Genomic DNA, 14,243 nt, shown 5'->3' on the forward strand with positions numbered 1-14,243 from the left:
CCGCCGCACCTGCCACGACCGGCCGGTCGACCGGCGACCGGCCGACGAGCGAGCGCGCCACGAGCGGCCGGGCCACGCGCGGCCCGGCGGCGAAGGACCCGAGAGGTGGCGGGCATGATCCTGACACTGACGCTCAACCCGAGCCTCGACCGCACGATCGAGATCTCCTCGCTGGTCAGGGGCGCCGTCATCCGCGCCACGGCCGGCCACCTCGATCCCGGCGGCAAGGGCGTGAACGTCTCGCGCGCCCTCCTGGCCAACGACGTCGCCTCGCGGGCGGTCGTGCCGTTCGGAGGCGCCGAGGGCAGGCAGCTCGTCCGCCTGCTCGCCGGCGAGGGCCTCGACATGGTGACCGTGCCCGTCTCCGGCACGACCAGGTCCAACGTCACGCTGGCCGAGCCGGACGGGACGGTCACCAAGATCAACGAACCGGGCACCGCCCTGTCGCCCGGTGAGCTCGACACGATCGCCGACGCGGTGCTGGCCGCCGCGCACGAGGCGGACTGGGTGGTGGCGTCCGGCAGCCTGCCGCCCGAGGTGCCCGCCGACGTCTACGCCAGGCTCTGCCGCAGGTTCGCCGGGGCGGGCATCCACGTCGCGGTCGACACCAGCGGCCCCGCCCTCGTCAGCGCGCTCGCCGCGGGCCCCGCCTTAGTGAAACCGAACGCCGACGAACTGGCCGCCGCCACCGGCATGCCGATCCGCCGCGTCGGCGACGCCGTGGAGGCGGCGGCCAAGCTCCGGGCGGCGGGCGCCCGTACGGTGCTGGCCAGTCTCGGCGCCGACGGCGCCGTCCTCGTCGAGGACGGCGGCGTCTGGTACGGCGAGGCGGCGGTGTCCGAACGGCGCAGCTCGGTCGGGGCGGGGGACGCCATGCTGGCCGGTTTCCTCGCCGGGGGCGCGCGCGGGGAGTCCGCGCTGGTGGAGGCGCTGGCCTGGGGAGCCGCGGCGGTCGGGATGCCCGGCAGCCGCATGCCGGGCCCGGCCGACATCAAGCGTGACGGGGTCCGCACCGGACCGCCCGACCTGGACCGCGTCCTCACCTCCGACCATCCCGCCCCACCGTCCAAGCCCGACAACGCCCTGCCCGGTCACCCCCCAGTGGGTGCCTCCGGCACCGATCACCTGACCGAACCACCCACACCGGAGCCTGCTCATCCCTGAAGGAGCACGTCCATGGCCGACACCTACACTCCCCCGGTCTACGGAACGGGGATAAAGGCCACCATCCAGCGGCTTGGCGGCCAGCTGGCGGGCATGATCATGCCGAACATCGGCGCGTTCATCGCCTGGGGCCTGATCACCGCACTGTTCATTCCCACCGGCTGGCTGCCGAACGAGCAGCTCGCCAAGATGGTCGGCCCGATCATCACCACCCTGCTCCCGGTTCTCATCGCCTACACCGGCGGCCGGATGGTCCACGGCCAGCGCGGCGCGGTGGTGGGCGCGGTGGCCGTGATGGGCGTCATCGTGGGGTCGGACATCCCGATGTTCCTCGGCGCCATGATCATCGGCCCGCTTACGGCCCTGATCCTGAAATATGTGGACAAGTTCACGGAGCAGCGGACCCGGGCCGGGTTCGAGATGCTCGTGGACAACTTCACGGCCGGCATCGTCGGCGGCGCGATGGCCATCGCGGGCATGTGGGGCATCGGCCCCGTCGTCAAGGCGATCACCGACGCGGCCGGCAACGCGGTCGAGTGGCTGATCACCAGCAGCCTGCTCCCCCTCGCGTCCGTGCTCATCGAGCCCGCCAAGGTGCTGTTCCTCAACAACGCCATCAACCACGGCGTGCTCGGCCCGCTGGGCGTCGCCGAGGCGCTGAAGAGCGGCAAGTCGATCCTGTTCATGCTGGAGTCGAACCCGGGCCCCGGCCTGGGCCTGCTCCTCGCGTACCTGCTGTTCGGGCCGCGCCAGCTCCGTCCCACCGTCCCGGCAGCGATGATCATCCACTTCCTCGGCGGCATCCACGAGATCTACTTCCCGTACGTGCTGATGAAGCCGCGCCTCATCCTGGCCGTCATCGGCGGCGGCGCGGCGGGCGTGTTCACGTTCATGGTCACCGGGGCCGGGCTGGTCGCGACGCCGTCGCCGGGCAGCATCTTCGCCTACATGGCCGTGACCCCCAAGGGCGGCTGGTTCGGCGTGATCCTCGGGATCCTCATCGCCACGGCGGTGACGTTCGCGCTGGCCTCGGTACTGCTCGGCTTCGGCCGCGGTGAGAAGGCCGAGCCCGCCGACGACGCTCCCGAGACGGACCAGGCCGCGCGGCACGCGGTCCCCGAGGGCGCGCAGGCCCAGGAGCGCACCGGCCGTCAGGACCCGACAGCCCACCGCATTCCCAAGGAGGCGTGACCCGTGGGCGGCATCGACAGCAAGGACATCCACAAGATCATCGTGGCCTGCGACGCGGGCATGGGCAGCAGCGTGATGCTCGCCTCCCAGCTGCGCAAGCAGCTCAAGGAGACGGGCGTCACGGTGGAGCACACGCCGGTCAACTCCATCCCGGACGACGCCGACGTGGTCCTGTGCCACGCCGGGCTGGCGGCCCGCGCCAGGGCCGCCGCGCCGGGGAAGGTGCTGGTGTCGTTCCAGATCTTCCTCGGCGACCCGGCCGTGACCAGGCTCGTCAACACGATCAAGAGCGGTGGAACGGTCGATGCGTGACCACCCGCTGACCGCGCGACCGGTCCCGGCCAGGCTCGTCCTGGGCGGGCCGGTCCCGGATGGGCTCGGCCTGGGGCCGGTCCCGGGCGGGGAGGGCGGTGCCGCCGATGCGTGAGGACCTGCTCGACCCGCGCGCGATCCTGCTGCACGAGAGCGCCGCCGACCGCACCGAGGCGATCCGCCGCTGCGGGCAGGCGCTGGTGGACGTGGGCGCCGTCGCCGAGCCGTACGTCGAGGCCATGCTCGAACGCGAGCGGACGATCTCGACGTACGTCGGCGAGGGCGTGGCCATCCCGCACGGCACGGCCGCCGCCAAGGAGATCGTCAAGCACGACGCGATCTGCGTCGTGCGCTTCCCGGAGGGCGTCGACTGGGACGGCGAGCGTGTGACGCTCTGCGTCGGCATCGCGGCCAGGAACGACGGGCACGTGCCGCTGCTCGCGGCGCTCGCCGACATCCTGCTCGACCCCGAACGCGCCAGGACCCTGCGCGAGGCGACAGAGGTCCACCAAGTGATCAAGGAGCTGACGTGAAGGTCGCCCGATTCCACGCCCCCGGAGACATCCGCGTGGAGGACGCGCCCGAGCCGGTCGCCGGTCCAGGCGAGCTGAAGATCCGGGTCCGCAACTGCTCGACATGCGGCACCGACGCGAAGATCTTCAAGTTCGGCCACCACCACATCCGGCCGCCGAGGGTGATGGGCCACGAGATCGCCGGTGAGGTCGTGGACACCGGCGAGCGGGTGCAGGTGATCGCGGCCATCCCCTGCGGGGTGTGCGAGGAGTGCAGCCGCGGGCGCTTCACCGTCTGCCCGAACCAGGAGTCGATGGGCTACCACTACGACGGCGGCTTCGCCGAGTACATGATCGTCCCGGCCAAGGTGCTCGCCGTGAACGGCGTCAACCCCATTCCGTCCGGGGTCGGCTTCGCCGAGGCCTCGGTCGCCGAGCCGCTCGCCTGCGTTCTGAACGGCCAGTCCCTGGTGGCCGTCGGCGCGGGCGACGACGTGGTGATCATGGGGGCGGGGCCCATCGGCTGCCTGCACGTACGGCTGGCGCGGGCCCGCGGCGCCGCCCGGGTCTTCCTGGTGGACGTCAACGCCGAACGCCTGGCGATGGCCGCCGAGCTGGTGTCGCCGGACGCCGTGATCGACTCCGACCCGGTCGAGCAGGTGCTCAAGCTCACCGGTGGCCGCGGCGCCGACGTGGTGATCACGGCTGCCGCCTCCGGCGCGGCGCAGGAGCAGGCCGTGCGGATGGCCGCGCGGCAGGGGCGGATCAGCTTCTTCGGCGGCCTGCCCAAGGACGACCCCATCATCCGGCTGGACTCCAACCTCGTGCACTACCGCGAGCTGACCATCGTGGGCGCGAACGGATCCAGTCCCGCGCACAACGCCGAGGCCCTCCGTCTCATCGCGGACGGCCTGGTGCCGGTGGCTGACCTGATCACCCACCGGCTGCCGCTCTCCCAGGTGCTCGACGGGATCGACCTCGTCAGCCGGGGCGCGGCCATCAAGGTCACGATCGAGCCCTGAGGAGGCATTCCGATGGCAGAACTGGCACGTCGAACGGTCACCGTGGCCTCGGCCAGCGGCCTGCACGCCCGCCCCGCCAAGCTGTTCGTGCAGGAAGCGGTGCGGCTCGGGGTGCCGGTGCGGATCCGGGCGGGTGAGCGGACGGTCCCGGCGAACAGCATGCTCGGCGTGCTGTCGCTCGGGGCCGTCCAGGGAACCGAGGTGACGCTGGAGTCGGACGCGGCGGGGGCCGAGGAGGCGCTGGACGCGCTGGCCGCGCTGCTGTCACGTGACCTGGACGCGGAGGAGGCCCTCGATGTCTGAGCACGCCCGCCCGTACACGGGCCCCGGGGATGTGGATCGCCTGAACGGCCTGGGCGTCAGCCCGGGCCGCTCGGCCGGCCCCCTGATCCGCATGGCCGAGCCGCCCGAGCTCCCGGCCCCGGGTCCGGTGACAGACCAGGCAGCCGAGATCGCCACGATCACCAAGGCCCTGGAGGCCGTGGCAATCGACCTCCGTACCCGGTCCGAGGCCACCACGGACCGCACCGCGGCCGAGATCCTCGACGCGCTCGCCATGATGGCCGACGACCCGATGCTGCGCGAGGACGCCGAGCGGCACGCCCGCGCCGGCCGCGACGCCCCGCACGCGCTCGACGCGGCGTTCAGCCGGCACCGGGAGACGCTCTCAAGCCTCGGCGGCTACCTGGCCGAGCGCGCCGCCGACCTCGACGACCTCAAGCACCGGGCGGTCGCCGCCGCCCTGGGCCTGCCCATGCCCGGCATCCCATCGCCCGGCCACCCGTACATCCTGGCGGCGGAGGACCTCTCCCCCGCCGACACGGCCGGCCTGGGCGACGACGTGCTGGCCCTCGTCACCGAACGCGGCGGACCCACCAGCCACACCGCCATCCTCGCCCGCGGACGCGGCCTCCCGGCGGTGGTCGCCTGCCGCGGCGTCCTGGACCTTCCCGACGGCACGATCATCTCGGTCGACGGCCGCACCGGCGAGATCGCCACCGGTCTCACCCCGGAAGCCGCGGCGCGGATCGTCGACCAGGACCGCGCCGAACGCAACCGCCTCGCCGCCACCCGCGGCCCCGGCCGAACCGCCGACGGCCACCCGGTGAAGCTTCTCCTCAACATCGGCTCGGCCGCCGACCTCCCGCCGGGCCCCCTGGACGCGGAAGGCGTCGGCCTCTTCCGCACCGAGTTCCTCTTCCTGGACCGCAAGCAGCCGCCGACCTTCGAGGAGCAGGTCGCCGCCTACGCCGAGGTCTTCGCCCGTATCGGGCCGGTCGTGGTGAGAACCCTGGACGCGGGCACGGACAAGCCCCTGCCCTTCCTGGGCCTCCCACCGGAGCCCAACCCGGCGCTCGGCATCCGCGGCCTGCGCGTCGACCGCCTCCTGCCCGCCGTACTGGACACCCAGCTGGACGCCATCGCCGAAGCCGCCCGCGCCACGGCCACCACACCCTGGGTGATGGCCCCCATGGTCACTACCCGCGCCGAGGCCGCCGACTTCGCCGCCCGGGCCCGCTCACGCGGCCTCACCCAGGTCGGCGCCATGATCGAGGTCCCCGCTGCGGCGCTGCAGGCCGAAGAACTGCTGGCGGAGGTCGACTTCCTCAGCATCGGCACCAACGACCTCAGCCAGTACACCTTCGCCGCCGACCGCCAGCACCCGTCCCTGGCCGACCTCCTGGACCCACGCCAGCCAGCATTGCTGAAGCTCATCGCCCTGTGCACGGAGGCGGGGCACGCGCTCGGCAAGCCGGTGGGGGTGTGCGGCGAGGCAGCCGGCGACCCGCAGCTCGCGCCGCTCCTGGTAGGGCTCGGCGTCACCAGCCTGTCGATGGCCCCAGTCTGCGTACCGGCCGTACGGGACGAACTGTCCCGGCACACGATAGAGGAATGCAGGCACCTGGCCTCACAGTGAGGCGCGACCTCCAAGGATGGCGGCCATAGCACTGCCTGGACGAAACTGGCTATAGCGCTCGATTGCGGTGGCGAGACTGACGTCGCGACGCACGTACTGCCCTACTACGTCCGCTCCGACTTTGTCGCCTTCACACGTTTTCGGGGACACCGGCGTGACCATTAAGTCCGCAACCTGACCTGCTGGCCTGGGTACTCGATGCTCAAGATCTCGACCAGGGTGCCCACCGCCAGCCAGGCACACGACGCAAGCGAGGAGATCGCCAGACGCAGCAAGGTCGCCGACGCCCTACCGTCCACAGATAGCGGTCATGCCGACAACGCCTACCGCACCTCCAGCGCTGCCTGATCCGCCGCCGCGGCGCCCCGCCCAAGCCATGACCCATCACCATGATCGACCTTATGACCTGTCCCAACACGTGCATGCCGAGCAGACGGGATCCACAGGATCAATACTCGCTCAGGCACAAACGCTGATGCTGCGGACTGTTGCGCAGTTCATACTGGCGCCATATCGTTCACGCAACCGGCAGCTTGGTACGCCTCAGTGGCCACAGTTTGCCCCACGGGCAAGCCAAACCGTCAGGTCTTCGTTCTCCGAGGCTGTCCGCTTACCCACGGTCCGGCAGGCCAGCTTTCGCAGGGTCGGCGAGCAATAGGGCTTGGGCAAAGCAGCCGTTCCAATACTGTCCTGCCATACTGTTCCTACAACGAAGACCGATCCATCTTCCGCAGACATGGCAAATGACGGATGGCCGTAACCTGATCCCAGAACACCAGATGCCGCCCCGGCGCCTGCAACATCCCAGTCGGCACCAGGGCACAAGCCGCCGTGTCACCCCGCTGATGTCGACGGAGTTCGGATTGGGCCTGCGCGGCCGGTGTTCGAAGCCCAGACCGATCGCATCGGTCGTAATCGAGGGAGCGCAACTCGGCGACGAGGGGTTCGTCCCTCGCGTACCCCGCGGCTTTGTCCTGGACCTTTTGGCTCCGTAGCCGCCTAAATGGCAGCAAACAGCGTATCAATGGCCCAAAGACTTTCGCCCTCTTCTCCGCGTGCCGTACGCACCCCGTGCCCGCTCCTGAAAGACCTCGCCGAAATTACGCTCCCTCGAACCTTCGTAACTCCCACCTTTTCCCCTCGAAGGCAGATTGCGCACTTTTCCTATCGGGGTCACTGGATTGGCCAATTTATTTTGGCCAAATGCTCCGCACGCAGCCGTCCGGGTCAGGAAGCACCCCCGCGAGATGAGGAATATTAGCCTCTATTTCGGGATAAAAGAAGAAAGCTAGCGTTTCCTTTTGCCCAGCCAAGACCCGCTGCAGTTCAGCGAAATTGTCCAGCACTGTAACGGCTAGCGTGCTGTTATCGGTAGAGTAATTCCGCACCCACACCAACGGCTCTTCGTCCAAGCTTGATCTCATGCGCCCACATATCTCCACAATTGCATCCATGTGAGGCCGAACCAGAAATATATCGAGATCCGAGAATGCCGTCACCAGTGACCGGGGAGACAAATAACGGGTAATATTATGGACCGAAGATCGCGTGGTTCGATACCATTTTTCGCCACCCCGACCATGTGCCCAACGCTCCAGAATGAATAGCGAGTCCGAGTCACGGTGACCCGTCAAATTCGATACAGATCTCCAGAATTCATTATCTGCTGGGGTCTCGATCACTGGCCAGTCATCATGACCAAAGTAGTTGCTGTACTCAGATTCCCTAACATGCAATCCTGCACTCCGTATTTCTGCGACCACCTCGTCTGCTGAGACAGATGTAGCCACATGCATAGTAAGATCGAAACCGAACTTGATTTGCAGGCTTCTTTCGTGAGCGAGTTCGACGAATACCCCGAGGTCCCTCAAAACTGCTTTGCAGACCTTGTCTACCTCTGACATCGTCAACAGCTTTCCGTCATGGACAGACGGAAGCCAAGGTGGCATGAAAAACGCTACCTCTGGCCGCCGAACCTGTAGCTGATCGGCTCCGGAGGTCGACGAGAAGAGGTGCACAGCTTGCAGAAAGGCGTTCTCAACCCTGAGGTAATCGGAAAGAGCGACTCGATGCTCGCCGAACACTGAACCAATGTCCGAGAATGCCGTCCAACGTTCACCGGGATTGTATGGCTCTATCGGATCCTTAGAAATAACATACGTGAACATTTCTATGGCGCTACCCATTCGAGCCCATATCCACCACCCGGAAGTTTACGCAGATCGTATCCACCCATGCGGGTCGACTTAGATGCCAAGTCGGCCACTCTGTTGGCTCCTTTGAAGATTGATTTGGAGTGACCGTCTATATCATATGCGATGTACTTTGGACCATTGCAGCCCTTTTGGCACTTCCATACTTTCTGACCGTGCGAGATTTGTTTAGTGGGCGTGTATCCAAGCCACCGCGCCAGACTATCCGCTTGCCCCTTCGGCACAACATTGCGTAATATTCTACCACCACGGTTGCCGGCGGCTGCAAAACGGTTGGCGTAAGCAAGATCATTAACCGCGGAGGCCAGTTTGGGCATATTGGCCAGGACTTTCCTTGCTCCGAAGGAAGCTGCGCCCAAAAGCTCACTTGCCACAAATATGCAACCTAAGGCATTGCCGTTCATGCATTTTTCTGCATCATCGGTTACAAAGTTGATAACTTTATAGAATAGCGTCTCCTTGAACTTCTTTTCCATCATCTTGTTGTGCTGCTCTATTGTTATTTGCAGATCCCCCTTCCAGCCAGCGCATATATGAGCCATTTGGGGATTCTTGGGGGGAAGGCAGCTGTTGACATACTCCTGGGCCTTTAGGACAAGAAGAGCTATCTGTCGCCAACTTTCGCACGTCTTCTTGCCGACAGACTTTTCGCATTGCTGCCAACTTATTTTTCCGTTGACCTGCTTGCCTACTGCTCCCCCGCCCGAACTATCGGAATACAGATACTTGCTTGCCTCCCAGAGGATCGCAAGCTCTTCGTCTGAAAGGTCGCTACGCCAATTAGCCATGAACTTCTGGCGTACCTTTTTGTTTTGCTTCCAGTAGTCCTTGGGCGCCGGCCTGCCGTTCGGCATGACCCCGATGCGCTTGGCTTCTTCATCGGAGAATAGCGGACTCGAGTCAACGACCACCGATGGATCGACGTCGGCTGCGTAGCATCCCCAGGGATCGCAGGCGATTGCCCCACCGCCGATTTGGCCTATTCCGCAGCTTCCGATGCATTTGCCGCCCGCATCGCCTGAGCTCGCGACGATCCCGGCGGACAGTTCGGTGTAGTGGGTGGCCGTCCCGGCACCGGATTGCGGGTCGTGGGCGCCGCCCCAGCCATCCAGTTGAGTCGTGTAGTGGCCGGTGGGGTCGATGCCGGTGAGGGGCGAGGCATTGGCGTAGGTGTAGCGGTTGGCCTGGACGGACGGGTTGGGGTTAAGAGTGACGGTGTCGCGACTGGTGAAAGCGCCGGCCCCGGGTTGGTACCAGCGGGCGTGCATGTTGACCTTACCGGTGTCCGGGTCGGTGTATTCACCTTGGTAGCCGAGGTTGGTCTTGACGCCGGTCTGGGTGGTGACGGTGCCGAAGGGGTCGTAGGCGGTGGTGGTGGCCAGCGCGATGCTGGTGAAGGTGGCGACCAGGTCGCCGTGCAGGTCGCTCATGGTGCCGAGCGCCGGGTTGGTGCCTTCCTGCTGGCCGAGCAACCCGCCGAACGGGTCGCGGCCGTACCGGGCCTGGACAGCGCCGCTGGTGTCGGTGAGGGCGGCCATGTCGTTGCCGAGCCCGGCGTAGGCGAACAGTTGCTTGGTGGTGCCGCGTATGCGGCTGGTGACGCGGTCGAGGGCGTCGTAGCTGTAGAGGCTGTCGCCGTCGGCAATCAGCCGGTCGAAGGCGTCGAAGGTGAGCTGGGTGGTGGCGCCGTTCTTGGTTTCGGTGGCCAGGGTGCCGCGCGGGGTGTAGGTGTAGTCGACTCCGTCGCCGCTGGTCAGGCGGTTGCGTTCGTCGTAGGTGTAGGTCTTCGTGCCGGCCTTGGTGCGGTTGCCGGCGGCGTCCCACTCATAAGCGGTGGCGGCGCCGCCGGGGGCGGTCCAGGAGGTCAGGCGGCCGGCGTGGTCGTAGGTGTAGGTATTGGTGCCCGCGCCGGCGGTGCCTGCGGTGGTCTTGGTGGTGAGGTTGTCGTCTTTGTCCCAGCCGTAGGTGATCTTGGCGAGCTGGGCGCCGGTATTGCGCTTGAGGGTGTGGGTTGCCAGCCGGTCCAGGGCGTCGTAGGTGAAGGTCTGGCTGTCGGCGGCGGTGGTGCCGATGGCGGCGTTCATGGAGGTGAGGCGGCTGGCCGGATCGTAGCCGTAGGTGATCTTGCGTGTGGTGACCGGGTCCGTGGCGGTCTCCAGGCGGCCGGCGTTGTCCCAGGTGAAGGTGGCGCTGCCAGCGGCGTCGGTGCGCTGGGTGGGGTTGCCGAGCCCGTCGTAGGTATAGCTGGTCTGAGTGGACTCGCCGCGCTTGACCGCGAGAGGCAGGGCGCGGTCGTTGTAGTCGACGGTCAGATCGCCGATGGCGGTCTGCCGGCTGGCCAGGTCGTAGCCGAAGGTGCTTTCGGCGCTGGCCGCGCCGCCTCCGCCGCCGCTCTCGCGGGTAAGGCGGCCGAGGTGGTCAAAGGTGCGGTCGATGCGCACCCCGCCCGGCTGTAGTTCGGTGATCGGGTTGCCCGCCGGGTCATAGATGTGCGTCCAGGTGCGGTCGGTCGCGTTCGGGTGAGCGGCGGTGGCCGGTTCGGTGACCGTTTCGGCCAGGCCGAGGCTGTTGTAGGTGGTCCAGGTGGCGTGGCCGCGGCCGTCGGTGAGCCGGGTGCGGGCGCCGGTGGCGTCGTATCCGAAGCTGGTGGTGATCGATTCGCCGGACTTGACCGGCTCGATCAGGGAGGTGAGCCGGCCCAGCGCGTCGAAGGTCTGCTTGGTTTCGTGGCCTTCGGGTGTGGTGGCGCTGGTCTGGTTGCCCGCTGGGTCGTAGCCGGCGCTGGTGGTGCGCAGCACGGTGCCGGAGGCGTTGAGGTCCTTGCTGGTGGTCAGGCGGCCGGCTAGGTCGTAGTCGGCGGTGGTGGCATTGCCGAGCGGGTCGGTCGTTCTGGTGATCCGCCCGGCCGGGTCGTAGGCCATCTTGGTGATGTTGGTGGCCGGGTCGGTCTGCTCGGTCACCTCACCGGCGGCGTTGACCTTGTAGCTGGTGGTGCGGTTGCCCGGAGCGACCGTCTTGGTCAGAAGGCCGGCGTCGTTGTAGGTGAACGTGGTGGTGTAGGCGGCCGCGGACGGTTTGCGCTCCACAGCCGTTTCGGTGATCTTGCGGCTGAGGTCGTCGTAGGTGGCCTCGGCGCGGGCGCCGGTCGGATCCACGGCGGCCACCTGTTCGCCGGCCAGATCGTACTCCGTCACCCACCGGCCGGCGGTCTGGCCTTCGGGTGCCGGGTCGGTGATGCGGACCCGGCGGCCGAGCTGGTCGTAGTCGAACGTGCTGGTGTTGCCGCGCGGGTCGGTGGTGCGGATCAGCTGCCCGGCCGGATCGTAGGCGTGCGTGGTGGTAGGGGTGATGGCGGTGCCGCCGGGCGGGGTGTAGGCGGGGGCGCTCTTGCTGGTCAGCCTGCCGGCCTTGTCGAAGACTGAGGACAGCGTGCGGCCTTCGGCGTCGGTCTCGTGCGTGCGCGCGCCGAAGGTGTCGTAGCCGTAGCGCGCCGACGGGCGGGCGGTGGTGGAGGAACCGGCCTTGTCCACGGTGACCTGCGGGGCTTTGACCTCGATCAGGCGGCCCAGCGGGTCGTAGCGGAGGGTGGAGGTGAAGTCGGACGCGGTGGCGCCGCCGGCGTTGCCGCGCGGGTCGGTGGTGGCGGTGGCCAGGCCGCGGTCGTCATAGGTGGTGGTGGAGATCAGGTCTTGGTCACCGTTCTCCACGGTGGTCTTGGTGGGCTGGTTGACCTTGTTGTAGGCGTACTCGGTGATCTCCGCGCGGGGGGTGCCGGCGCCGGTGAGCGTCTTCTTGAGCAGGTTGCCGCCTGCGTCATAGACGTAGGCGGTCTTGCGGTTGAGCAGGCCCGGGTCGAACGTCTGCGAGGTCAGGCGGGTGGCGGCGTCGTAGGCGAACTCCGTGGTTGCTGTGCCGCCGCCGGTGATGAGTCTGGTGCGGTTGCCCGCGGCGTCGTAGGTGTTGTCCTCCAGCACGACGTCACGAGGGGTGGTGGAACCGTTCAGCTTGACGTCGTCGGCGATCTTCTTGGCGGGCAGGTTGTCGTTGAAGTAGGTGTAGGTGGTTTTGCGGCCCATCGCGTCCACCTGGGTCGCCAGCCGGCCGCCCAGGTCGTAGGAGAACGACTCCAGCGGCACGTCCCTGGCCGGCTGCGGGTTGACCGGGCTGCCGGTCCAGCCCTTCAGCGTGCGCGAGACGAGCTGGCCACGGTCGCTGTAGCCATGCTCTACCACCGCGCCCCGGGCATCGGTGACGCGGATCATCTGGCCGAGGCTGTTCCATGCTTGGCGGACCACGCCGCCCTCCGGGTCGGTGATGCTCTCCGCCCGGCCGAGCGGGTCGTAGGTGTAGACGGTGGCCCGTTCGGCGTCGCCGCCGGTCAGGTCGGAGATCTTCTCGCTCAGCTTGTCGCCGTCCGCGTCGTAGGCGAACGTGGTCCGTTTGGTGTGCGTGACGTCGCTGATCTCGTTCTTCACGCCCGGCTCGGTCTGCGTCAGCATCCGGCCCAGCCCGTCATAGGTGAAGCTCGTCTTCACGCCGTCCGGGTGCGCCTGCGATACCTCGGTCGAGTTGGTCAGCCTGCCGAGTGTGTCGTAGCCGAGCTTGGTGACCAGCCTCTCCGGGTTGGTCTGCTCGGCCAGATCCCCGGCCGAGGTGTAGCGGTAGGTCCACGCGTTGCCCCGGGCGTCGGTCTTCGACGCCGGCAGGCCCGCCGGGGTGGTGCCGCCGCCGATCGCGGCAGGCCCGCCGGGGTGGTGCCGCCGCCGATCGCGGGCTCACTGCCGTCGGTGTAGGTCACGCTGGTCGAGCGGCCACTGGGGAAGTCCGGGGTGGCCGGGGTCGTCTCCTTGGTCTGCTCGCCGAAGCTGTTGTACTCCCATTTGGTGGCGTAGCTGTTGTCCTCTGGGGTCGCACAGCGGGCGTCCCGATGCACGAGCATGCTGTCGTTGCGAGGATCGAACTCGTCGTCCTTGTTCAGGTAGTACGTGGCGTAGGCGTTCTGACAGCTGGTGGCGGTGCGGCACGAAGTGCCCTGGATCGGGTTGCCCCGTTTGTCATTGCGCCACCGGAGCACGTTGCTGTTTCGGTCGGTCGCCTTGGCCAGGAAGCCGCCGGTGTCGTACTCGTAGTTGACCGGAAGCTGCGTCTGGTCCTTCTCGTAGACGGGCCGGGAGCCGCGCCACTCGTCGTAGCCGTAGGTCAGGGTGCCGTTGCGCGGGTCGGTGACCGTGACGGTCGACACCTTCTCCACCCAGTCGGTGTCCGGCTTGCCGATCTGCCAGGTGCCGCCATGCCGGTCGGTGTGCGTCTTGAGACGGTCGGTGGCGGTGTCGTAGGTGTTGGCCGTCCACACCCGGCCCGACGGCAGCGTGACCTTCGACAGCTTGTTGGCCACCTTGGCCCGCGCCGTGTAATGCGCCTGAATCTCCGCGTCTGTGAGCGGATCGTCATACAGGGCGAACTCGTCGATCGAGCCCTTGAAGGAGAAGACGCCGGTGATGTTCGGGGCGCCAGGGATGGCCGACCACGAGGTGGCGCGCTGACCGCTGCCGACGAAGGCGTCCTCGCGGTATTCCGGATAGATCTCGCCGGTCACTTCGCCGACCGCCTGGCCGTCCAGGAACAGCTTCTGCCGATCGCTCGCCACGTTGAGCACCACGTGATGCCACTGGTTATCCGTGACTGCGGCTGCGCTGGTGATCGGCGTGTACGCCCAGTTGCCGCTGCTGTTTCTGATCTCGCCTAACTGGCCGCGCAGCCGCCCATCCGTGCCGACGTACAACACCGGCTCCGTCGCGCCGAACTCGCCAGCGGAAAAGATCATCCCGTGCTGTGTGGTCTTGAACCAGCCCTCGATCGACACCCGGTTCCGCAACCGCGCCAAAATGTTGGGCGGCAGCGCCAGATGCGA

Annotated in this window: 11 protein-coding genes; 8 read left to right on the plus strand and 3 right to left on the minus strand. The window is 67.4% G+C overall.

Annotation, left to right across the window (positions count from 1 at the left end):
• Positions 1-114 precede the first annotated feature (114 nt).
• From pfkB to DQW85_RS43925, 8 genes are all read left to right on the plus strand, one after another.
• Positions 115-1,164: a 1-phosphofructokinase gene (gene pfkB / locus DQW85_RS00160; RefSeq protein WP_113698469.1), complete on the plus strand. Its 1,050-nt coding sequence runs from the start codon at positions 115-117 to the stop codon at positions 1,162-1,164.
• A 12-nt stretch (positions 1,165-1,176) separates the two neighbouring features.
• Positions 1,177-2,355, plus strand: a complete 1,179-nt coding sequence (gene mtlA, locus DQW85_RS00165) for a mannitol-specific PTS transporter subunit IIC (RefSeq protein ID WP_113698462.1) — start codon at positions 1,177-1,179, stop codon at positions 2,353-2,355.
• A gap of 3 nt (positions 2,356-2,358) precedes the next feature.
• A complete protein-coding gene (locus DQW85_RS00170; RefSeq protein WP_113698463.1) occupies positions 2,359-2,667 on the plus strand; it encodes a PTS sugar transporter subunit IIBC family protein in 309 nt (102 codons plus the stop codon).
• A 107-nt stretch (positions 2,668-2,774) separates the two neighbouring features.
• Complete coding sequence (locus DQW85_RS00175; RefSeq protein ID WP_113698464.1) at positions 2,775-3,200, plus strand: PTS mannitol transporter subunit IIA; 426 nt, start codon at positions 2,775-2,777, stop codon at positions 3,198-3,200.
• A complete protein-coding gene (locus DQW85_RS00180; RefSeq protein WP_113698465.1) occupies positions 3,197-4,201 on the plus strand; it encodes a zinc-dependent dehydrogenase in 1,005 nt (334 codons plus the stop codon). The genes DQW85_RS00175 and DQW85_RS00180 overlap by 4 nt, the downstream gene beginning before the upstream one ends.
• 12 nt (positions 4,202-4,213) lie before the next feature.
• A complete protein-coding gene (locus DQW85_RS00185; RefSeq protein ID WP_338043346.1) occupies positions 4,214-4,504 on the plus strand; it encodes an HPr family phosphocarrier protein in 291 nt (96 codons plus the stop codon).
• Positions 4,497-6,119 (plus strand): phosphoenolpyruvate--protein phosphotransferase, encoded by a 1,623-nt coding sequence (ptsP, locus tag DQW85_RS00190; RefSeq protein WP_113698466.1) that lies wholly within the window; start codon positions 4,497-4,499, stop codon positions 6,117-6,119. Before DQW85_RS00185 ends, ptsP begins: the two co-directional genes overlap by 8 nt.
• Before the next feature lie 198 nt (positions 6,120-6,317).
• Entirely contained in the window at positions 6,318-6,467 is a 150-nt protein-coding gene (locus DQW85_RS43925) for a hypothetical protein (protein WP_162794602.1), read from the plus strand.
• 842 nt (positions 6,468-7,309) lie between these two features.
• Here DQW85_RS43925 and DQW85_RS43930 read toward each other — a convergent pair.
• The 3 genes from DQW85_RS43930 to DQW85_RS00200 form a co-directional block, all read right to left on the minus strand.
• Positions 7,310-8,287 carry a hypothetical protein gene (locus DQW85_RS43930; protein WP_162794603.1) on the minus strand — a complete coding sequence of 326 codons (978 nt, stop codon included), beginning with the start codon at positions 8,285-8,287 and terminating at the stop codon, positions 7,310-7,312.
• A 2-nt stretch (positions 8,288-8,289) separates the two neighbouring features.
• Positions 8,290-12,867 (minus strand): RHS repeat-associated core domain-containing protein, encoded by a 4,578-nt coding sequence (locus tag DQW85_RS00195; RefSeq protein ID WP_113698467.1) that lies wholly within the window; start codon positions 12,865-12,867, stop codon positions 8,290-8,292.
• 38 nt (positions 12,868-12,905) lie between these two features.
• A partial coding sequence (locus tag DQW85_RS00200; RefSeq protein WP_162794604.1) for a LamG domain-containing protein occupies positions 12,906-14,243 on the minus strand: 1,338 nt, incomplete at its 5' end.

The organism is Nonomuraea lactucae, assembly GCF_003313395.1.
In the GTDB taxonomy this organism is placed as follows: Bacteria; Actinomycetota; Actinomycetes; order Streptosporangiales; family Streptosporangiaceae; genus Nonomuraea; species Nonomuraea lactucae.